Genomic DNA, 19,081 nt, shown 5'->3' with positions numbered 1-19,081 from the left:
CCAATGCCGCAGCAGAGTCATTCAATGCTAAAATCAAAGCATTTAGAGCACAGTTCAGAGGAGTAAGAGATAGAGCTTTTTTCTTATATAGACTTGCTAAATTATATGCTTAAATATAGAATCCCTCAGATTGTTACGTTGACCCATCAAAACACCTTCTCGCTAAAGGCTACAAAAAACCCCCGCAAAAGTAAATATTTTGCGGGGGTTTGTATCTTCTAAACTGTTAGATTGTTGGACTACCAAGATTCGAACTTGGACAAACAGAACCAAAACCTGTTGTGCTACCATTACACCATAGTCCAAACTTATGCGCTTTCTGTTAAAAAGCGGTGCAAAGATAGAGGTTTGCAAGCAAACCTCCAAATATTTCATTCATTTTTTTACTTTGCTACCTAATAAATAATGAGCTATTACTTTGCAATCAGCAAATAATAGTTCTTTTTACCGCGCTGAACAAGCAGATATTTCTCATCAAGCAGGTCAGCTGCCGTAATTACCTGGTCAAAAGCTGCCAGCTTTTCTTTATTCAACGAAACACCTCCGCCTTGAACCAACTTACGCATTTCACCTTTCGAAGCAAATACAGCCGCATTATCAACGAATAAGTCAACAGCTTTCACACCTTCCGCCAATGCATCACGGGAAATCTCAAACTGAGGTACGCCTTCGAATACAGCAAGCAGCGTATCCTCATCCAATTTACGCAACGCTTCCGAAGTTGCATTACCAAACAAAATGTTTGATGCATCCACTGCTGCGTTATAATCTTCTTCGGAATGAACCATTACGGTAACTTCCTTAGCCAGACGTTTCTGAAGGATACGCAAGTGCGGAGCTTCCCGATGTTCTGCAATCAGAGCTTCTATTTCTTCCTTCTCGATGGAAGTGAAAATCTTGATATAACGTTCTGCATCAGAGTCGCTTACATTCAGCCAGAATTGGTAGAACTTGTAAGGAGACGTATAACGGGAATCCAACCAGATATTTCCGGATTCCGTCTTACCGAACTTACCGCCGTCAGCTTTTGTAATCAACGGGCAAGTCAGCGCAAAAACCTCTCCTCCATTCGTACGACGAATCAATTCGGCACCAGTCGTAATGTTACCCCATTGGTCAGAACCGCCCATTTGCAATTTACATCCCTTTGTTTCATATAAATGAAGGAAATCATATCCCTGAAGCAGCTGATAAGTGAACTCGGTAAATGATAACCCGTCACGCGCTTCACCATTCAGGCGACGCTTTACAGAATCCTTTGCCATCATATAGTTCACTGTGATATGCTTACCCACTTTGCGAGCGAAATCAAGGAAACTGAAATCTTTCATCCAGTCATAGTTGTTCACCAGTTCGGCACGATTAGGCACATCCGACTCGAAGTCGAGGAATTTGGCAAGCTGTTTTTTAATGCATGCCTGATTGTGACGCAATGTCTCTTCATCCAGCAGGTTACGTTCCGCTGATTTTCCCGAAGGGTCACCAATCATACCTGTAGCGCCACCAATCAATGCCAACGGTTTATGACCGCAGCGTTGGAAATGACGAAGGATCATCACTCCGCAAAGGTGACCAATGTGTAGCGAATCGGCAGTCGGGTCGATACCCAAATAGGCAGTCACCTGCTCTTTGCTTAACAACTCTTCTGTTCCCGGCATGATGTCCTGCAACATGCCACGCCATCTCAATTCTTCTACAAAATTCATCGTATTACTCTTTAATTATTAGGTTTTTATTCTATTTCAATCCCGTAGGGGGCAAAAGTACGACTCTTTCTCGGAAGATACAACTCTTATGCCCTAAAAAAGACATTTTGAATGTTCCGGCGGATGGTTTCTCGCAGTGTTTCCACTCCTACCCCACGCACTCGGGCTGCCCGATACAGAAGCTCTTCGATATCAAGCGAACTTTCGTCTGTCTCCAGAAACAGACGATCATCGGATACCGCTCTCATTGCTTCATCCGAATAAAACTCTCCGAAAGATAGATACAATCCTTTACCCTGCAATTGTTCCGCCTGTTCGGGCTTTCCCCTAAAGCCATGCCATATCCAGGGCTGTCCGGGCCGGAATTGCTTTTTCACAGCCAATATTTTATCCGTCATTCTCACATTGTGAAGAATCAGAGGCAAATCATATTCCATCGACAGAGTCATCTGCGCCATAAATGCTGCCGTTTGAATTTCCATTGAAGCTCCCTTCAATTTATCCAGTCCCCCCTCTCCTATGGCCACAATGCGCTTGTCGGGCAAATGCTCAATAATAAAATCCGATTGCTGTTTCAAATTATCCGGTGTCAGTTCCCAAGGATGAATGCCGACAGAATAATAATATCCCTCTTGCAACGGCGTTCCTGCCAACTGACGATAATTGATAATCGCCTTACCACCGGACTGTTCCTCTCCCTTATGGGTATGAATATCCAAAATAGCATTAACAGCGTTTATATCACTCTCTCCCATTATTACTTTTTATTTATATGATTAAGGTACGGGATCATAACCTGAGCCACCCCACGGATGACATCTCAGAATACGTCGCACAGTCAGATACAGGCCTTTTACAGGTCCATGTTTCTTAATCGCCTCAACTGCATAGGCCGAACAGGTCGGTGTGAACCGACAAGAAGGAGGAGTTAACGGTGAAATACAAACCCGATAAAAATAAATAGGAATAAGCAGCAAGAATGAAAACACTCTCCGCAGCATATCTTTTACGAATATCCAGCTGACAGATATTCGGAAACCATGAAATTTCATGAGGACAGTTTTTCAGAGATGCGCGAAAGCGCTATTTTCATCTTCTCTTCCAATTCGGCAGTCGCTGTAAGCTCGTCCGACAGATAGATAAAGGCGATTGCCAAATGCTGTTCCCGGCCTTGCAGACATTCCTGCAGGATGGATTTATTCTTCCGGTAAGCCTCACGTATCTGACGTTTCACCCGATTGCGCTTTACCGCCCGCTTAAAACGTCGTTTCGACACGCTGATCAGTATGGAAGCCGAAGCCTCGCCTTGTTCGACAGGCATATATACAACGCGTATCGGAAAGATGGAAAACGACTTTGAAATGCCGCCCTCAAACATCTTTCCGATCAAAATCTTACTATTCAGCCTTTCGGCTTTGCACAAAGTATATATACCCACTTTGTTTATTTATTGTTTTCTTTGATAAACATATCAAGCGCAGCAGTCATTGACGGAGCCTGCACCGTAGGAGCCTCAAGATCCAGACGAAGCCCGGCGTCGCGTACAGCCTGTGCGGTAGTGGAACCGAAAGTACCTATCTTTATCTCCTTCTGGTTAAAATCAGGGAAGTTCTTTTTCAATGAAGTCACTCCGGCAGGGCTGAAGAATACCAGCATATCATAATCAAAGTCTTCATCAGGTGTAAAATCATTGCTGACCGTACGATACATCACAGCTTCCGTATGCTGTATACCGTTCTTGTCGAGCAGATTCTTCACATCGTCATTATGCACGTCCGACATCGGAACGAAATATTTCTCCGTTTTATGCTTCACAATGGATGGAATCAGGTCTTCAATCTTTCCTGTAGCTCCAAAGAAAATTTTACGCTTGCGGTATTGCACATATTTCTGGATGTACAACGCAACGGCTTCCGTCACACAGAAATACTTCATCGTTTCAGGAATCGTCACACGTAACTCGGTGCACAAGTTAAAGAAATGGTCAATAGCATGACGAGAAGTGAATATAACGGCAGTATGATCGAGAATCGAAATTTTCTGTTGCCGGAATTCTTTCGCCGAAAGACTTTCAACCTTGATAAACGGCCGGAAATCTATTTTTACGCCATACTTCTCTGCTATGTCGTAATAGGGAGATTTCTCTGACGCAGGCTTAGGCTGCGAAACTAGTACTTTTTTAATTTTCAACGTCCTAAAATTTTATTAGCAATATATCATTAATTCGAACCATACCTTGATAGAGTAGCAGACAAGGTACTATTTCAAGAGCGCAAAAGTACAAAATTAATAGGAAAAGGTCGCCAAATTGATGAAAAAAAAGCTTTATCCACTTATAAAACATCAACATTTTGGTGAAAATCAGAATAATTGAGCCGATTATAATCAAATTGGTAAAACTCAAGTCGAAATAAACGAGAAAAAGCACGAACGGAAAAAGAGCAAATCCAATATAATATATGAGTGCGGAATAAGATTCCAGCCACATATTTGTCCTGTTTTTATTAAAGAAAGTCCACCCCAGAAACATATAAAGTAACCATTTCAGTAAGAGATAGGTAAGGCAAAAGACGACATAGATTCCCACTAGCAGGAGAGAGGACACATGATCCATAAGGGTAGGGCACGTATCATGAAAATAATTGAAAAAAGTGATACCCGACAACACGCAGGTCTGCAATACTAACACCAGCAGATAACGCACATCAGCCGCTGTAGAGCTATCGAAAATACTTGTCCGTTCGCGATGCAGTACAAAATCTTTCACTTGCTGAGACAGAAATTTCTTTCCTTTAGCCAAAGCAATAGACGAAAGAAAAAAGCAAACCAGCAAGGTCAGAGCAATAGTATCATCTGTACGGGGAGAATAGGAGACAGGAATGCCTTCAACACCGGAAGTAAACAGCTCCACAATCATATAGCCGCAAATTTACGAATGGAAATATCCCATACAGGAGTCTCATAGAGCAATCTCAACGCCTCTTCAGGTGTCTGTGCCACTTTCCATATATCTCCATGCTGTTGACGCATAAAATTCTCGTCAATCGCCTTCCCAAGCATTTCCAGTAATGGATCAAAGAAACCGTTTACATTCAAAATGACAATAGGATTGAGATACAGCCCCAATTGCTTCCAGGTAATAATTTCCAGCAGTTCTTCCAACGTACCGCAGCCACCGGGCAATGCAACAATACCGTCACTCAGATTTGCCATCTTCTGTTTCCGTTCATGCATGGATTCTACTTCAATCAGTTCTGTCAATCCGGTATGGTGCCAATTCTGTTCCACCATAAAACGGGGGATCACTCCCGTCACTTCACCGCCATTCTTCAACACCGCATCTGCAACGGCACACATCAAGCCGATACTGCCTGCCCCGTTAATCAGACGAATGTGATGTTCGGCAAGCAAGCTGCCCAACTCTTCGGCTGCTTTAAAATATACAGGATTTATCTTGGTGCTGGAAGCGCTATATACGCATACGGAATGTATCTGGTTCATTGCTACGATTTTATTGTATCACCCTGCAAAATTACGAAAAAAAACAAAGGCCGCAACCTCCTTTCCCCGAAAAGGAAAATGAAATTGCGGCTCTTATCAAATAAGTCAAGCTCGGTTTCAGACTATTTACAGACCGAAAGCGGCTTTAATTTTATCTACATAGTCGAGTTTCTCCCATGTAAAGAGTTCAACGTCTACCGTCTTGTCTCCTTCATAGCGGGAGAAGAACTTCTTCGTTACCACCTGCGGTTCGCGCCCCATGTGACCGTATGCAGCCGTTTCCTGATAAATAGGATTACGAAGTTTCAGGCGCTCCTCGATAGCTTTCGGACGAAGGTCGAACAACTGGTCGATAACGCGGGCAATCTCACCGTCAGTCATGTTCACGTGAGAACGGCCGTAAGTATCTACAAAGATATTGATCGGACGAGCCACGCCGATAGCATAGCTCACCTGTACAAGCATTTCGTCCGCTACGCCTGCCGCAACCATATTCTTTGCGATATGACGTGCCGCATAAGCTGCGCTGCGGTCTACCTTGCTGGGATCTTTTCCGGAGAAAGCGCCACCACCGTGAGCACCCTTGCCGCCATACGTATCAACGATAATCTTACGTCCTGTCAGACCGGTATCTCCATGAGGACCACCGATTACAAACTTTCCGGTAGGATTGACATGATAGATAATTTTATCATTGAACAGCGCCAACACCTTATCATGATGAATGGAAGCAATCACACGAGGCATCAGAATCTCAATCACATCACGACGGATGATAGACAACATCTCTTCGTCAGCCTTCAGCTGGGCAGTCTGCGAATCATCTTCCGGCTGGATAAAGTCATCATGCTGCGTAGAAACAACAATTGTATCAATACGAACAGGAGTTCCGTTGTCGTCATATTCGATAGTTACCTGGCTTTTTGCATCGGGACGAAGGTAAGTCATCACCTTTCCTTCACGACGGATATCAGCCAGCACTTGCAGAATGCGGTGTGCCAGATCAAGAGAAAGCGGCATATAGTTTTCCGTTTCATTGGTAGCATAACCGAACATCATACCCTGGTCGCCCGCACCCTGTTCCATCGGATCCTGACGTTCCACACCACGGTTGATATCGGGGCTCTGCTCATGAATGGCGGAAAGCACACCGCAAGAGTTACTTTCGAACATGTACTCTCCTTTGGTATAGCCGATTTTCTTAATTACCTCACGTGCGATGAGCTGGAGATCAACGTACGCTTTTGTTTTCACTTCACCCGCTAGCACCACTTGTCCGGTAGTCACTAGTGTTTCGCAAGCTACTTTCGAACTGGGGTCGTAAGCCAACAGTTTGTCAAGCACGGCATCCGATATCTGATCGGCTACCTTGTCGGGGTGTCCTTCTGACACCGATTCGGATGTAAATAAGTATCCCATCTTTTTAAATTAAGAATTAAAAATTGAAAATTAAAAAATGAGAGAGAGCAGGAGAGGTGAGTGCTGCAAGGATTAAACCGCAAAGCGTCGGTAAGACGTGTTTTAGCATTTTTTTCCGTGGTTGCAAGCTACTCAAATCTGTCCACACCTTCATTTCGGGTGCAAAGATAAAGAGATTTCGGAGATAATGAGTATCTTTGGTCCGTATTTAACACATAAATAGATTTAAAATGATTCTAAATAAGAAATTAAAAACGCTCTTAGTCCTGGCGCTTTATATAGGCTTCACGATTGCCATCTATGCCATTGTCTGCCATTTCATTGACAGACCGTTCCAGGAGATTCATCTGCTGTATGCAATATTGATAGGCTGCATTGCCTATTTGCCGGTATTTATTGCGGAGAAAAAGAAGAAATAAGTTCCCGCATCGTCTTCCCCAATACCGGATGTACCAGTTCCGGAGCTATTTCCGCCAACGGTTTCATCACGAAGTCACGTTCCGCCATCAGCGGGTGGGGGAGATTCAATTCCGCTCCGGACGGAGTGACTGCAGAGAGAATCAGATCCTCATAAAGCAACAGGTCAATATCAATCAGGCGGTCGCTATAAGCGCCATTGACCGACTTCTTCGTGCGCCCCAATTCACGTTCAATCGACTGCGTTTTCTGCAACACATCCAAAGGAGACAGTTCCGTTTCCACACAAGCCGCCGCATTCAGGAAACTATTCTCAGAGGTAAAGCCCCAAGGGGCAGTTATGTAAAAAGCAGACAGGGAAACGACTTTCCCTATCTGCTCTTCTATTTTTTGCACGGCAACCTTAAGATTCTGTTCTTTATCTCCCAAGTTAGTGCCGAGTCCTACATACACTTTCGCCATTATTTATCCAGAATCAGCATTGCATCTCCATACGTACCGAAGCGGTAACCTTCTTTCAGCGCTACATGATAAGCATCCATCACCTGTTCATAACCGCCAAAGGCAGCTACAATCATCAGCAAGGTAGAAAGCGGCATATGGAAGTTGGAAATCATTGAATTGGCTACGGTGAATTCATACGGGGGGAAGATAAACTTATTAGTCCAGCCCTCAAATTCCTTCAGATGTCCGTCCGTGCTGACCGCACTTTCAATCGCACGTATCACTGTCGTACCTACCGCACACACATTCTTGCCGTTATCTTTCGCACGGTTGACAGTCTTCACAGCCGCTTCATCCACAAACATCTGTTCCGAATCCATCTTATGCTTTGTCAGGTCTTCCACATCGATATCGCGGAAGTTGCCCAAACCGGCGTGCAGAGTGATGTAAGCAAAGTCCACTCCTTTGATCTCCAGACGTTTCATCAGCTCACGGCTGAAATGCAGACTGGCAGTCGGGGCAGTCACCGCACCTTCCTTCTTCGCAAAGATAGACTGGAAACGCTCCGCATCTTCCGGCTCTACCGGACGGTTGATAATCGTATGGGGCAGGGGAGTCTCGCCCAATTCATATAAAGCTTTCTTGAACTCGTCATGAGGCCCATCATAAAGAAAACGGAGCGTACGGCCACGCGAAGTAGTATTGTCAATCACCTCAGCCACCATCGAATCGTCCGGTCCGAAATACAGCTTATTACCGATACGGATCTTACGGGCCGGATCCACCAACACGTCCCACAGGCGTAGTTCTTCGTTCAACTCACGCAACAAGAACACTTCGATACGGGCACCAGTCTTCTCCTTGTTACCATACAAACGAGCCGGAAATACCTTTGTATCGTTGAATATAAACACATCCTTATCATCAAAATACTCTAGAACTTCCTTGAACATCTTGTGCTCAATCTTACCAGTATTACGATGCAATACCATCAAACGCGATTCATCCCTATACTTCGTCGGGTGCAACGCGATCTTGTCTTCGGGTAACTTAAATTTGAATTGTGATAATTTCATATCTATTCCTTATTACGTTAATTATTTTCTTCCTCATTTTCTATTTCCTGCCGGTCTATCCACTCTTTAAAGTGTTCAGGGTCCAGACAGTCTTCCAGACGGACATCGCCCACACGTGTACGAATCAAGCCCGTCAGATGCGCTCCGCTGTGGAGTGCTTCGCCAATGTCGCGTGCCAACGCACGGATATACGTTCCCTTGCTGCATACCACACGAATCCGAATCATCGGTTCCGGTGTTTCCAGACAGCATTCCAGCAATTCAATCTCGTCGATAACAAGCTGCTTCGCCTTTAGTTCGACTTCCTCGCCTTTCCGTGCCAACTCATAAGCACGTTTTCCATCCACCATGCAGGCGGAGAAGGCAGGAGGAACCTGTTCTATCGTACCTATAAAATGTGTCAACACTTCTTCCACCATCTCCCGTGTGATATGTTCGGTAGAGTAGGTAGCATCTATCTCGTGTTCCAAATCGTACGACGGCGTAGTAGCCCCCAGTCGGAGCGTGGCGATATACTCCTTCGTATGATATTGAAACTCTTCTATCCGCTTCGTGGCCTTACCCGTACATACTATCATCACCCCCGTTGCAAGAGGATCCAGCGTACCAGCGTGTCCGACTTTCAGTTTTTTCACTCCTATCCGGCGACAGATATGATAGCGGGCATGTCCCACTACTTTAAATGAAGTCCACCCAAGAGGTTTATTAAAAAACAGTACTTCTCCTTTTTTAAAATTCATCAGCCTTTATTTATAACTCATTCGCTTCTGCGACAACTCATCCAAAGCCCGTCAGCCTATTTGCAGATTATATCCCATCAACAACATCACCAGAATAGCTCCACCCACGATAATCCGATACCAACCGAAGGCCTTAAAACCATATTTGGTCACGAAGCTTATAAAGAACTTTATAGCAAGCAAAGCGACGATAAAAGCCACTACATTACCAATGATAAGTGCCGGCATATTATTCATCAGTATTTCAGTCCCTCCATCCAGAAAGAGTTTCAGCACCTTATATCCGGTTGCCGCAAACATCGTCGGCACTGCCAGGAAAAACGAAAACTCGGCTGCTTCCTTACGTGTCAGTTTCTGCGCCATACCGCCCACAATAGTAGCCATCGAACGCGAAACGCCCGGTATCATGGCAATACACTGAAACAAGCCGATATTGAATGCTTTCTTTTCCGTCAGCACCGTATCTTCACTTCCTTTCGTGAATATTCTGTCGCAAAACAACATGAACACTCCGCCAATCACCAGCATAACGGCAACCACCGTCACACTCTCCAACAATTCATCTATCTTATCACTGAATAAGAAACCCAATATAGCCGCAGGGATAAAAGCAACCAACAGTTTCCAATAGAAATCGAACCGATGCAGCAAACGCTTCAGCCAGAAAGTACCGGCAGGCACCGGAGTGTTGTTCAACCGGAAGAACCGTTTCCAATAAAGGCAGACAACCGAAAGAATCGCGCCAAACTGGATAATAACTGTAAAAGCCTTCACAAATTCCGTACTCTCTACTCCCAGTATGTTTTGTGTTATAATCATGTGTCCCGTAGAGGAAACCGGAAGAAACTCCGTCAATCCCTCTACAATAGCGATGATAATTGTTTCAAATGTAGTCAGATCCCCCATCTTTATTTCTCTGTCTTTTGAGTTTTAGGTTTGCGCAACACAGCGTATATCATAGACAAGAAGCCAAACAGGCAAACAGCAGGCGCTATCTTTATTCTACGTACACTGAAAATATCCGGTTCAAAGGCTGTTTCGGACGACGAAGGTCCCGCCATCAGCAGGAACCCGATGATAACAATCGCCATTCCTATTGCTAGCAAGATAAAGTTCACTTTATCAAAGGCAAATTTCTGCTTGTCAGACATAGTTTCAATTAAAAATTATAAATTAAAAATTATAAATTAAAGTCGCAAACGACGTGTCTCACTACCTCAACTTATTACTTATCACTCATTATCCACTAAATATAGTATAGGCTGTTCGCCCTCATTCTCAGATATTTATTGATTGACACATAGGCGCAGAGCCATGTAATCACAATTCCAAACACCAATACGCTTGCACATACAATCAACATCACCTCGGGCGTGATAACCTGGAGCAGCTCCGGCTCGTATGTCACCGCCCAATAAGCAGTTCCCATCAACACCGTATCTGCCACAACCGCCGCCAACACTCCGCTCCACACATTCTTTCGGAGGAATGGGCCACGAATAAATCCCCAACTCGCACCTACTAGTTTCATGGTGTGAATGAGGAATCGCTTGGAGTAAATGGCCAGCCTTATCGTATTGTTTATCAATGCAAAAGAGATAAAGGTAAGCACTACTGCCAACGCAAGCAGCACCAGGCTGATATTCCGTATATTGTCATTCACCGCGTCAATCAGCTCCTTCCGATAGAGCACATCCTGTATGTTGGTATTCCTCTTGATCTTCTTCTCTATCTTCGCGATACTGTCGGAATTCGCATACTCGGAATGGAGCTTGATTTCGATAGAAGCGGTGAAAGGATTATAACCCAGAAACTCTTTGGGGTCAGTGCCCATCGCCTCCGTCTGCTCTTTCAAAGCCTGCTTCTTAGAGATATATTCGGACTCTTTCACGAAAGATTCACCGTTCAGTTTCTTCTGAAGTTTCAGTATGTCGGCTTCCTTCATATCGTCACTGATAAGAATAGAGAAACTGATATTCTCACGAACATAGACGGAAAGATTGTGTGCCGTCAACACGAAAAAGACGACCAGTCCCAGCAACAGCAACACCAGTGTCGTACTGATACTCGATGTAATGAACTGCATGTCGAAAATCGAACCTGACTTATACTTGTTTTTATTTCCCATGCGTTATCTCTTTTTTCGGAATACGTAAATCATAGAACTGCTCCGTTCCTTTCGTCCCAAAGCGTTGAACCAAGCCAGCGTGCCTGCATACATCCCTTTCAGGAAACTGCACGAACTGCCACAATGTTTCTCGCTCAGCATAGATACGTAAAACGCATCGAACGGCATCGGATGGCGTGCTGCCATAATAAAACCGTGACGGGAAGCCAACTGCTGTATAGTGCCTGGAGTAAAATGCCAAAGGTGGCGGGGAACGTCGTATGCCGCCCAATATTCGCCATAACGCTTGGCATCGTACGAAGAACAGTTGGGCACTGCCACAATCAATACTCCTTTTTCCGTCAGCAGCTCACGGAGTCGTCCCCACACCTCATTGAGGTGTTCCAGATGCTCCATCACGTGCCAAAGGGTAATGACATCAAAGCTATCGGGAGCAAACTCTTTCAGTGCCGACTCCGGCTTTACGTCCAGATTGAAATGCGCTTTTGCAAATTCACGTGCCTGCGGACTTTTCTCTATCGCCTCCACTTTCCAACCACGACGTACCATCGTATCGGAAAAGTAACCGGTTCCCGTACCTATATCGAGCAAACGTCCCGTCTTGCGATGCGCTTCTCTGGCTACCAGACGCGCTTTACTGCCCAGCATATAGGAACGTACGTAATGATAGATATTATTCATCGCGCCCTTGCGCGTATCAGTGTGGGAGATGTAATCGGGAGTCTCATAATACTTGCCTATCTCTGCTTCCACCGGAACTCCTTGCGTGAACGTAAAGCTGCAACCGTCACACGAATACAGCTCAAACTGTTCGCCCGAAGCATAAAAATCCGTACAAGTCATGACGCGTTTCAAGTGCGTACAACCACACACCGGACAAGCATTTATACTGAGTTTCTCCATTAATCCTAAAACAAAATTAAGTGCTGCCTCAATGCAAGAAGCAACACTATACCCTAATTTGGTGCAAAGAAACAAATAAAATGTGATGGATTGGGCTTTCGTTAAGGACTTTTAATAGAAATCAGAAATATAAACCCTGCATGATTTTACTAAATCTTGAGAGATAAAATGATAAAGCAGCCTGTTGGGAGAAAGAAGTATACCAGTGAGTATCTAATCATGCTAATAGAAAAAATTACCCTGATATGGATTAGACAAATTTAAGTCAACTATATCAAGGTAAGACACGTTATTAATTACTGATCCCATTTAAAGAATCTACGTATCCTATCTTCTTTATCATAAAAACTTTCGTTATTGATCGTTCTAGATAATGAATCTGACTTCAAAATAATACCTGAATATCTATCATCATGTTGTATTCTAAATCCTGTCAGTTTTCCATTTATATTCAAAAAACAAAAGGTTGAATCTGCAAATAGCTGATACATATTCATCCAAGCCTCTTTATCCGAGAATCTCCGAAGAAAATCATATGGAGATTCGCTATCATAATTATAAACATCGAAAATCGTGAGGACTAATTCTTACCGGCAGCGAATCTCTTAAAATGAGGATCAATGTATCAATTCCATTTACTACTGCATAAGACATGTTTCCCATCGTCGGACTTTCGGACAAGATCAAAGTGGAGTCCGTTAGATTCCTTATATTAATCTTTCCACTGAATCTTTCAATATCCTGCCTGCTCACTTTTAGCTCCCGTTCACGAAGCAAGAATGTTAATGAATCGGGAATAATAACATCATGCTGAAACAATGTCATCAATGCAAATTTTCCTTGCGGGGAATCACCCGAAAAATAGGGTCAAAGCTCCGGATATTCTGTAGGATAGTAATATTGCGGTTTCTGCTTTATTAAAGTTTGTACATTTTCATGTTGCCGAAGAGCAAGCATCCAATATATTGAGCTATCACCCAAATATTCATTTTCCTGAAAATTAGAATCAGAAACGATTCCCTTTTCAAACAATTCTGTTCGTGTCATTTCCGGTTCATCCAACTCAATAAAACAGAAATATCGACCTTTATACTCAAGAACTCTTGAAGGCAACTCCGCATTCTCTGAACCTGGGGAATCCGAATTGCTAATATAATAGAAAACATTAGAATCATTAGAGAATGATTCGTAAATCTCTATGTAAGGGGCAGACAAATGTCCCTTGTCTATCAAGATCTTTACTTGATCGGCAACACGTTGATGTATCTCAGGAAGAGTAGAAGAGGGGGACATACATCCCCAAAATATCACTACCATAATAATTCTGATAAGTTTTCTCATATGTTTACTATTTTCGTATATATTGTAATAGGTCTTCTTTTGAAAATATAGGTATAGATTTTATCTGCGACTTTTTGTTATTATACTCATATAGCATTCCCTCCTTTCCACTATCTCTAATGTAAACAGCATTTTTACGTTTAGGTTTGGCCAGATTAAAATCATTCCCGGCTCCTCCTTTGGTACCTCCCGATAAATGGGAATGAATATCTATTATTCTCTCACCTTCTATCTGAAGTTGCTTTTGAGCATAGGTCCCATTCACAGAATATTCACTCTTATCTGTTACTACTGCTGTTTTAATACTGTTATCATCATATACATCTAATTTCCACTCTACCGAGGTATTGTCAGCAGCAAATTTAAATACTGCAGCAGCTGTTTCCAAATCTTGTGTACTTCCATAAGCTTTTATGTACGCATTTCCTTTTTGTGAATTATACATATTCCCAAGAAGTCCCGCTTTTACTTTAATCGACTTCGAACGGTCGCCAAAGGAAGCAAGGTTATCCGTAGAACTTCTATTCCTCATATTCTTTGGGGTTTCATTGAATAATCTTCCTGATTTGGTCACTACATAATCATCCTTTCCATCCAAATCAATCCTCAACACAGGACTATTCTTGCAATATGTATACGGACTCCAGCCATAATACTTCTCACTTGACGGATCCACCGCATGCCATCTACCTACCGCCGCATCATAATGTCTCGCACCATAATCATACCAATCCAAACCACCTTTTCTATCAAGCTCCTTACCATTATACTTATAAGGTTGAACTGAATTCGAAGAAGAAGACATCAGGCCACCGAAAGGATAATAATCATTCACCTCTTCTACATTGCCGGTTTCATCAACAACTACACGATTATTGCCCTGATGATCTTTCAGATAGTAATGGTACTTATCATCAGCCAAAGTGATATAACCGGACTCGGTCAGCAACCATGCAGCGACACCGTTTTCATAGATCAATCCGCTAACAGTTCACCCGAAAGATTGCAAGAAAGATACGACATATCATAACCTCCCCGATGATTGAGCGATTTAGTCTGTACAATACGCTCCAAGGAATCATAATAGCTCACAGAACAATTAATAGACACAGCACTATCCCCATACAAACACATATACACCGCTCCTGTGGGCAAACCACGGGGAATACAGGAGGAAATAGGTGAAAACCCTGAAACACAAGAGTCGCCTAACAGGAAAACCTTGTGGGCAGAAAAGAGTGATGTATCAAGAAAGGAATAATCATCATAATAATTAATTGCCAACAATGTCGGAGACACCAAAGAGAGACCCGTCACACTATATCCCGAACCGCCAAGCCCCACGGTATCACACAATCCTGCTGCCACTTTCGCCACATCCACAACAGAAGTGATATACGGAGAGATGTATATCGTCTCTTTCGATTTGGATGGAGACCAATATCTGACCGTGAAGTACGTCAGCAAATCAGAGAAAGAGGGTTGTATCCGACTCGTCAGCTACAACCCGCATCACGACCCCATGGACCTGCCTCTGAAATGCATTCACACGATGGCTATCGTAAAATTCTCGATCAGGAAAAACATGATGATGTAAGTTTCACCACAGTTTTCACCACAGAGGGCACAGAGGTTTTTTCCTTTTTTTTAAACCTCCGTGTCCTCTGTGTCCTCTGTAGTGAAAAATCAGATTTCTTCGCCTTTCAGCGTAGCCGAACTAGCTTCCGTGATACGTACGTTCACGAAGTCGCCGACACGATGTGTGCCCCGATCGAACACTACGACACGGTTCTGTTCCGTACGGCCGAACAGCTGGTCACGCGAGCGCTTGGAGACTCCTTCCACGAGGACTTCGTACGTCTTTCCGATACAACGCTGGTTGGACTCGGCGGACAGACGGTTCTGCAAGGCGATAATCTCGTTGAGGCGACGCACTTTCACCTCTTCGGGCACATTGTCTTCAAGATGTTTCGAGGCATACGTTCCCGGACGTTCGGAATATTTGAACATGAAAGCCGCATCGTATCCGCACTCTTCCATCAAAGAGAGCGACATGGCGTGATCTTCCTCCGTCTCGGAATGAAAACCGGAGAAGATATCCGTTGTCAGTCCGCAGTCGGGGATGATACGTTTGATAGCCGCCACCCGGTCCAGATACCATTCGCGGGTATACTTGCGGTTCATCAGCTTCAGAATGCGGGAACTACCGCTCTGCACGGGCAAGTGGATATGCTTGCACACATTGGGAACCTGCGCGATCACTTCAAGCGTTTCATCGCTCATATCCTTCGGATGGGAGGTCGTGAAACGGATACGTACACCCGGAGCCGCCTCCGCCACAGTACGCAGCAACATCGGGAAAGTGACTGTCTCGCCCGTCGGTTTCTCAAAACGGTAGGAGTTGACGTTCTGTCCCAGCAATGTCACCTCCTTATAACCTTTCGCCACCAGGTCAGCCACTTCGTTCAGGATACTCTCTACATCACGGCTACGCTCGCGCCCGCGAGTATAGGGCACGATACAGTAGGTACAGAAGTTGTTGCAACCGCGCATGATGGACACGAATCCGGAAATATGGTTGCCGCAGATACGCGACGGAATCACATCCCGATAAGTTTCGGTAGTGGAAAGTTCCACATTGATCGCCTTCTCTCCGGCTTCTACAGCGGCAATCAGATCGGGCAATGTCAGGTATGCATCCGGCCCCACCACGAGGTCTACGTGATGATTCGTTATCAGATCGTCCTTCACCCGCTCGGCCATACATCCCAGTACGCCCACAATCAAGTGTTTTTTCTTTTTCTTCAACGAATGGAAGAACTCCAGACGGTTCAGGATTTTCTGCTCCGCATTGTCACGGATAGAACAAGTGTTCATAAACACGGCATCGGCCTCCTCAAGCGTTTCCGCCACAGAGTAACCCGCCATTTGCATCACTGAGGCAATCACCTCGCTGTCGGCCACATTCATCTGGCAGCCGTAAGTCTCGATAAACAGCTTTTTGCTGTCATCAGCAGTTGCGGATTTAAAGTCCGCTCCCGTTAATTCGTTCATACTCAAATCTAAATTAAAAATTCGGCTGCAAAGATACGGCTTCGCTTTTAATAAGATACAAATTAGCGCGAAAATAACACCAAAACTTGCGATTAAGTCACATAACCTGTAATTAATGTTAAGGGAATAAACATTTTCCGGCAGTATTCTTGGCAATTTTAATTTTATTTTTCACATTTGTGCAATGAAAGAAACATTAGATTTTTTCATAGTTAAGGTTTAGGTTAAAAAAATTAAGGGGAGCTGTGAAGCTGCCCTTTTTTCATACTGAAAAGTTATCCTGAATCAGATTTAATACGTAACTTTGGCAGATAACTAAATAGCAGTGAAGCACAATGGAAGATTTCTTAAAATTTCTCTTGATAGCAGGCGTCATTCTTGTGGGAATATTTAAAGAGGTGAATAAGAATAAAAAGCCCGGCAAACGCCCCGTTTCCCCTATGCCATCGTCCGACGAAATAAAACCGGACGCAGTTCCTATGCCCGAAGCGTGGAGTAACCCCAAACGGAAAAAGAAACGGGAAGAAGTATCCGTAGCCGCCTCCATAGCGAACAGCGCCGCACAGGACAAACGCAATATCCGGCAAAACTCCCAATACAACGCTCCCGACGAGTCGTCGCCCGGCAACGAACAGGATTTCACAATCCGCTCGGCGGAAGAAGCCCGACGCGCCATTATCTGGGGAGAGATTCTTCAACGAAAATATTAAGCGATAATTAACCCTAAAATATCAACTGTATTTTAACACGAAATTGTACTATTTATGCCACTAAATCGTATCTCGGCAGCGGAAGCTGCAAGCCTGATCAAACATGGCTACAACATCGGCCTTAGCGGATTTACTCCCGCCGGAACAGCCAAGGCTGTCACAGCCGAACTCGCAAAAATCGCTGAAGCGGAACACGCGAAAGGAAACCCGTTTCAAGTAGGAATTTTTACAGGTGCATCTACCGGAGAATCTTGTGACGGCATACTATCACGTGCCAAAGCCATCCGTTACCGCGCTCCTTACACTACCAACGCCGATTTCCGCAAAGCTGTGAACAACGGAGAAATTGCCTACAACGACATACATCTTTCACAGATGGCGCAGGAGGTGCGCTACGGATTCATGGGCAAAGTGAACGTTGCCATCATCGAAGCTTGCGAGGTGACTCCGGACGGAAAAATCTACCTGACTGCCGCCGGCGGTATCGCCCCAACCATCTGCCGCCTGGCAGACCAGATTATTATCGAGCTGAACAGTGCGCACAGTAAATCCGGCATGGGACTGCACGACGTATACGAACCTCTGGATCCTCCTTATCGTCGCGAGATTCCGATCTACAAGCCGAGTGACCGCATCGGACTGCCGTACGTGCAGGTAGATCCGAAAAAAATTGTCGGTGTGGTGGAAACCAATTGGCCGGACGAAGCCCGTTCTTTCGCCGCTGCCGATCCGCTGACCGACAAAATCGGGCAGAACGTGGCCGACTTCCTTGCCGCGGATATGAAACGCGGTATCATTCCGGCTACATTCCTTCCGTTGCAGTCGGGCGTGGGAAACATCGCTAACGCCGTACTCGGTGCATTGGGACGCGACAAAACAATTCCCCCTTTCGAAATGTACACTGAAGTGATTCAGAACTCCGTGATAGGTCTGATCCGCGAAGGACGTATCAAGTTCGGCAGTGCCTGCTCACTGACTGTCACCAACGACTGCCTTGAAGGTATTTACAACGATATGGATTTCTTCCGCGACAAGCTGGTGCTCCGTCCGTCGGAAATATCAAACAGCCCCGAAGTGGTTCGCCGTCTCGGTGTAATTTCCATCAATACGGCTATCGAGGCGGATATTTACGGTAACGTGAACTCTACCCACATCGGTGGCACGAAGATGATGAACGGTATCGGCGGCTCGGGCGACTTCACCCGCAACGCTTATATCTCTATCTTCACTTGTCCGTCTGTGGCTAAGGAAGGTAAGATCAGCGCTATCGTTCCGATGGTGTCTCACCTCGACCACAGCGAGCATTCTGTAAATATCATCATCACCGAACAGGGTGTTGCCGACCTTCGTGGCAAGAGTCCGAAAGAACGTGCGCAGGCTATCATCGAGAATTGTGCGCATCCCGACTACAAACAGTTGCTTTGGGATTATCTCAAACTGGCCGGCGGCAAAGCCCAGACTCCACACGCCATCCAAGCTGCACTCGGAATGCACGCGGAACTGGCTAAGAGCGGTGATATGAAGAATACGAACTGGGCTGAATACGCAAAATAAATAGAATATAGAATTTACAGTATTCCAGGTCAAATAGATACAATTGTATTCTCTGGTAAACAAAATCCGGTTATTTTTGTTTATTAGA

At 44.7% G+C, this 19,081-nt stretch carries 22 protein-coding genes, 1 tRNA gene and 4 pseudogenes; 5 read left to right on the top strand and 22 right to left on the bottom strand.

What is annotated here, in order from left to right; translation table 11 throughout:
- Positions 1–113: pseudogene (locus BACFIN_RS22780) on the top strand (ISAon1 family transposase); the annotation flags it as partial.
- A 121-nt stretch (positions 114–234) separates the two neighbouring features.
- Here BACFIN_RS22780 and BACFIN_RS02920 read toward each other — a convergent pair.
- From BACFIN_RS02920 to metK, 9 genes are all read right to left on the bottom strand, one after another.
- Positions 235–305 (bottom strand) — tRNA-Gln (locus tag BACFIN_RS02920).
- A 108-nt stretch (positions 306–413) separates the two neighbouring features.
- The gene (gene tyrS, locus BACFIN_RS02925) at positions 414–1,706 is read right to left on the bottom strand and encodes a tyrosine--tRNA ligase (RefSeq protein WP_007757222.1); all 1,293 of its coding nucleotides are present in this window, start codon (positions 1,704–1,706) and stop codon (positions 414–416) included.
- A gap of 86 nt (positions 1,707–1,792) precedes the next feature.
- Positions 1,793–2,461, bottom strand: coding sequence for a TatD family hydrolase (locus tag BACFIN_RS02930; protein ID WP_007757221.1), 669 nt, complete (start codon positions 2,459–2,461; stop codon positions 1,793–1,795).
- Positions 2,462–2,482: 21 nt separating this feature from the next.
- Complete coding sequence (gene yidD / locus BACFIN_RS02935; RefSeq protein ID WP_373148611.1) at positions 2,483–2,707, bottom strand: membrane protein insertion efficiency factor YidD; 225 nt, start codon at positions 2,705–2,707, stop codon at positions 2,483–2,485.
- Between the two features lie 47 nt (positions 2,708–2,754).
- The gene (gene rnpA / locus BACFIN_RS02940) at positions 2,755–3,144 is read right to left on the bottom strand and encodes a ribonuclease P protein component (protein ID WP_007757212.1); all 390 of its coding nucleotides are present in this window, start codon (positions 3,142–3,144) and stop codon (positions 2,755–2,757) included.
- 5 nt (positions 3,145–3,149) lie between these two features.
- Positions 3,150–3,896 carry a uroporphyrinogen-III synthase gene (locus tag BACFIN_RS02945; protein WP_007757211.1) on the bottom strand — a complete coding sequence of 249 codons (747 nt, stop codon included), beginning with the start codon at positions 3,894–3,896 and terminating at the stop codon, positions 3,150–3,152.
- Positions 3,897–3,900: 4 nt separating this feature from the next.
- Positions 3,901–4,623: a DUF4271 domain-containing protein gene (locus BACFIN_RS02950; protein ID WP_007757210.1), complete on the bottom strand. Its 723-nt coding sequence runs from the start codon at positions 4,621–4,623 to the stop codon at positions 3,901–3,903.
- Positions 4,620–5,207: an LOG family protein gene (locus BACFIN_RS02955; RefSeq protein ID WP_007757209.1), complete on the bottom strand. Its 588-nt coding sequence runs from the start codon at positions 5,205–5,207 to the stop codon at positions 4,620–4,622. The genes BACFIN_RS02950 and BACFIN_RS02955 overlap by 4 nt, the downstream gene beginning before the upstream one ends.
- Positions 5,208–5,333: 126 nt before the next feature.
- Positions 5,334–6,626, bottom strand: coding sequence for a methionine adenosyltransferase (metK, locus tag BACFIN_RS02960; protein WP_007757208.1), 1,293 nt, complete (start codon positions 6,624–6,626; stop codon positions 5,334–5,336).
- 230 nt (positions 6,627–6,856) lie between these two features.
- On the opposite strand from metK, the gene BACFIN_RS02965 reads away from it, so the two are divergent.
- The gene (locus tag BACFIN_RS02965; protein WP_007757207.1) at positions 6,857–7,045 is read left to right on the top strand and encodes a hypothetical protein; all 189 of its coding nucleotides are present in this window, start codon (positions 6,857–6,859) and stop codon (positions 7,043–7,045) included.
- Here the strand turns inward: BACFIN_RS02965 and folK are convergent.
- The 12 genes and pseudogenes from folK to BACFIN_RS0220205 form a co-directional block, all read right to left on the bottom strand.
- Positions 7,020–7,505 carry a 2-amino-4-hydroxy-6-hydroxymethyldihydropteridine diphosphokinase gene (gene folK / locus BACFIN_RS02970; RefSeq protein WP_007757205.1) on the bottom strand — a complete coding sequence of 162 codons (486 nt, stop codon included), beginning with the start codon at positions 7,503–7,505 and terminating at the stop codon, positions 7,020–7,022. The genes BACFIN_RS02965 and folK overlap by 26 nt on opposite strands.
- Positions 7,505–8,563 carry a tRNA preQ1(34) S-adenosylmethionine ribosyltransferase-isomerase QueA gene (gene queA, locus BACFIN_RS02975; RefSeq protein ID WP_007757204.1) on the bottom strand — a complete coding sequence of 353 codons (1,059 nt, stop codon included), beginning with the start codon at positions 8,561–8,563 and terminating at the stop codon, positions 7,505–7,507. The genes folK and queA overlap by 1 nt, the downstream gene beginning before the upstream one ends.
- A gap of 17 nt (positions 8,564–8,580) precedes the next feature.
- On the bottom strand, positions 8,581–9,303 hold the full coding sequence (gene truB / locus BACFIN_RS02980) for a tRNA pseudouridine(55) synthase TruB (protein WP_007757196.1): 723 nt from the start codon (positions 9,301–9,303) through the stop codon (positions 8,581–8,583).
- A gap of 51 nt (positions 9,304–9,354) precedes the next feature.
- Positions 9,355–10,209 carry an undecaprenyl-diphosphate phosphatase gene (locus tag BACFIN_RS02985; RefSeq protein WP_007757195.1) on the bottom strand — a complete coding sequence of 285 codons (855 nt, stop codon included), beginning with the start codon at positions 10,207–10,209 and terminating at the stop codon, positions 9,355–9,357.
- Positions 10,210–10,211: 2 nt separating this feature from the next.
- Positions 10,212–10,454 carry a DUF3098 domain-containing protein gene (locus BACFIN_RS02990; RefSeq protein ID WP_007757194.1) on the bottom strand — a complete coding sequence of 81 codons (243 nt, stop codon included), beginning with the start codon at positions 10,452–10,454 and terminating at the stop codon, positions 10,212–10,214.
- 95 nt (positions 10,455–10,549) lie between these two features.
- A complete protein-coding gene (locus tag BACFIN_RS02995; protein WP_007757193.1) occupies positions 10,550–11,431 on the bottom strand; it encodes a cell division protein FtsX in 882 nt (293 codons plus the stop codon).
- Between the two features lie 3 nt (positions 11,432–11,434).
- Positions 11,435–12,334 (bottom strand): class I SAM-dependent methyltransferase, encoded by a 900-nt coding sequence (locus BACFIN_RS03000; protein ID WP_032839898.1) that lies wholly within the window; start codon positions 12,332–12,334, stop codon positions 11,435–11,437.
- Between the two features lie 296 nt (positions 12,335–12,630).
- Positions 12,631–12,906 (bottom strand): Imm65 family immunity protein, encoded by a 276-nt coding sequence (locus BACFIN_RS23635; protein WP_149923801.1) that lies wholly within the window; start codon positions 12,904–12,906, stop codon positions 12,631–12,633.
- Positions 12,890–13,627 (bottom strand): annotated as a pseudogene (locus BACFIN_RS23495) (Imm65 family immunity protein). The gene BACFIN_RS23635 and the pseudogene BACFIN_RS23495 overlap by 17 nt, the downstream one beginning before the upstream one ends.
- Positions 13,628–13,682: 55 nt before the next feature.
- Positions 13,683–14,288: a JAB-like toxin 1 domain-containing protein gene (locus tag BACFIN_RS24015; protein ID WP_410638125.1), complete on the bottom strand. Its 606-nt coding sequence runs from the start codon at positions 14,286–14,288 to the stop codon at positions 13,683–13,685.
- Positions 14,265–14,654 (bottom strand): annotated as a pseudogene (locus BACFIN_RS24010) (RHS repeat-associated core domain-containing protein); the annotation flags it as partial. The pseudogene BACFIN_RS24010 and the gene BACFIN_RS24015, both read right to left, overlap by 24 nt.
- Complete coding sequence (locus BACFIN_RS0220205) at positions 14,651–15,058, bottom strand: hypothetical protein (RefSeq protein WP_032839897.1); 408 nt, start codon at positions 15,056–15,058, stop codon at positions 14,651–14,653. The pseudogene BACFIN_RS24010 and the gene BACFIN_RS0220205, both read right to left, overlap by 4 nt.
- Position 15,059: 1 nt before the next feature.
- Here BACFIN_RS0220205 and BACFIN_RS03010 point away from each other — a divergent pair.
- A pseudogene (locus BACFIN_RS03010) lies at positions 15,060–15,272 on the top strand (S24 family peptidase); the annotation flags it as partial.
- A gap of 89 nt (positions 15,273–15,361) precedes the next feature.
- Here BACFIN_RS03010 and miaB read toward each other — a convergent pair.
- Complete coding sequence (gene miaB / locus BACFIN_RS03015; RefSeq protein WP_007757186.1) at positions 15,362–16,729, bottom strand: tRNA (N6-isopentenyl adenosine(37)-C2)-methylthiotransferase MiaB; 1,368 nt, start codon at positions 16,727–16,729, stop codon at positions 15,362–15,364.
- A gap of 335 nt (positions 16,730–17,064) precedes the next feature.
- Between miaB and BACFIN_RS03020 the strand changes: the two genes are divergently transcribed.
- Both BACFIN_RS03020 and BACFIN_RS03025 read left to right on the top strand, forming a co-directional pair.
- The gene (locus BACFIN_RS03020) at positions 17,065–17,439 is read left to right on the top strand and encodes a hypothetical protein (RefSeq protein WP_007757184.1); all 375 of its coding nucleotides are present in this window, start codon (positions 17,065–17,067) and stop codon (positions 17,437–17,439) included.
- A 54-nt stretch (positions 17,440–17,493) separates the two neighbouring features.
- Positions 17,494–18,993, top strand: a complete 1,500-nt coding sequence (locus tag BACFIN_RS03025) for an acetyl-CoA hydrolase/transferase family protein (RefSeq protein ID WP_007757183.1) — start codon at positions 17,494–17,496, stop codon at positions 18,991–18,993.
- Positions 18,994–19,081: the final 88 nt, after the last annotated feature.

The organism is Bacteroides finegoldii DSM 17565 (assembly GCF_000156195.1).
Classification (GTDB): Bacteria; Bacteroidota; Bacteroidia; order Bacteroidales; family Bacteroidaceae; genus Bacteroides; species Bacteroides finegoldii.
Note: the sequence above shows the minus strand (reverse complement) of the source record. Positions and strands in the feature narration are given on the sequence as shown.

Coding starts and splice junctions, on each gene's coding strand:
- BACFIN_RS02995 (WP_007757193.1), bottom strand. CDS start 11,431: ATGGGAAATAAAAACAAGTATAAGTCAGGTTCGATTTTCGACATGCAG.
- yidD (WP_373148611.1), bottom strand. CDS start 2,707: ATGCTGCGGAGAGTGTTTTCATTCTTGCTGCTTATTCCTATTTATTTT.
- BACFIN_RS03000 (WP_032839898.1), bottom strand. CDS start 12,334: ATGGAGAAACTCAGTATAAATGCTTGTCCGGTGTGTGGTTGTACGCAC.
- BACFIN_RS03025 (WP_007757183.1), top strand. CDS start 17,494: ATGCCACTAAATCGTATCTCGGCAGCGGAAGCTGCAAGCCTGATCAAA.
- folK (WP_007757205.1), bottom strand. CDS start 7,505: ATGGCGAAAGTGTATGTAGGACTCGGCACTAACTTGGGAGATAAAGAA.
- BACFIN_RS02990 (WP_007757194.1), bottom strand. CDS start 10,454: ATGTCTGACAAGCAGAAATTTGCCTTTGATAAAGTGAACTTTATCTTG.
- miaB (WP_007757186.1), bottom strand. CDS start 16,729: ATGAACGAATTAACGGGAGCGGACTTTAAATCCGCAACTGCTGATGAC.
- metK (WP_007757208.1), bottom strand. CDS start 6,626: ATGGGATACTTATTTACATCCGAATCGGTGTCAGAAGGACACCCCGAC.
- tyrS (WP_007757222.1), bottom strand. CDS start 1,706: ATGAATTTTGTAGAAGAATTGAGATGGCGTGGCATGTTGCAGGACATC.
- BACFIN_RS03020 (WP_007757184.1), top strand. CDS start 17,065: ATGGAAGATTTCTTAAAATTTCTCTTGATAGCAGGCGTCATTCTTGTG.
- BACFIN_RS02930 (WP_007757221.1), bottom strand. CDS start 2,461: ATGGGAGAGAGTGATATAAACGCTGTTAATGCTATTTTGGATATTCAT.
- BACFIN_RS02965 (WP_007757207.1), top strand. CDS start 6,857: ATGATTCTAAATAAGAAATTAAAAACGCTCTTAGTCCTGGCGCTTTAT.
- BACFIN_RS02955 (WP_007757209.1), bottom strand. CDS start 5,207: ATGAACCAGATACATTCCGTATGCGTATATAGCGCTTCCAGCACCAAG.
- queA (WP_007757204.1), bottom strand. CDS start 8,563: ATGAAATTATCACAATTCAAATTTAAGTTACCCGAAGACAAGATCGCG.
- BACFIN_RS02950 (WP_007757210.1), bottom strand. CDS start 4,623: ATGATTGTGGAGCTGTTTACTTCCGGTGTTGAAGGCATTCCTGTCTCC.
- BACFIN_RS02985 (WP_007757195.1), bottom strand. CDS start 10,209: ATGGGGGATCTGACTACATTTGAAACAATTATCATCGCTATTGTAGAG.
- truB (WP_007757196.1), bottom strand. CDS start 9,303: ATGAATTTTAAAAAAGGAGAAGTACTGTTTTTTAATAAACCTCTTGGG.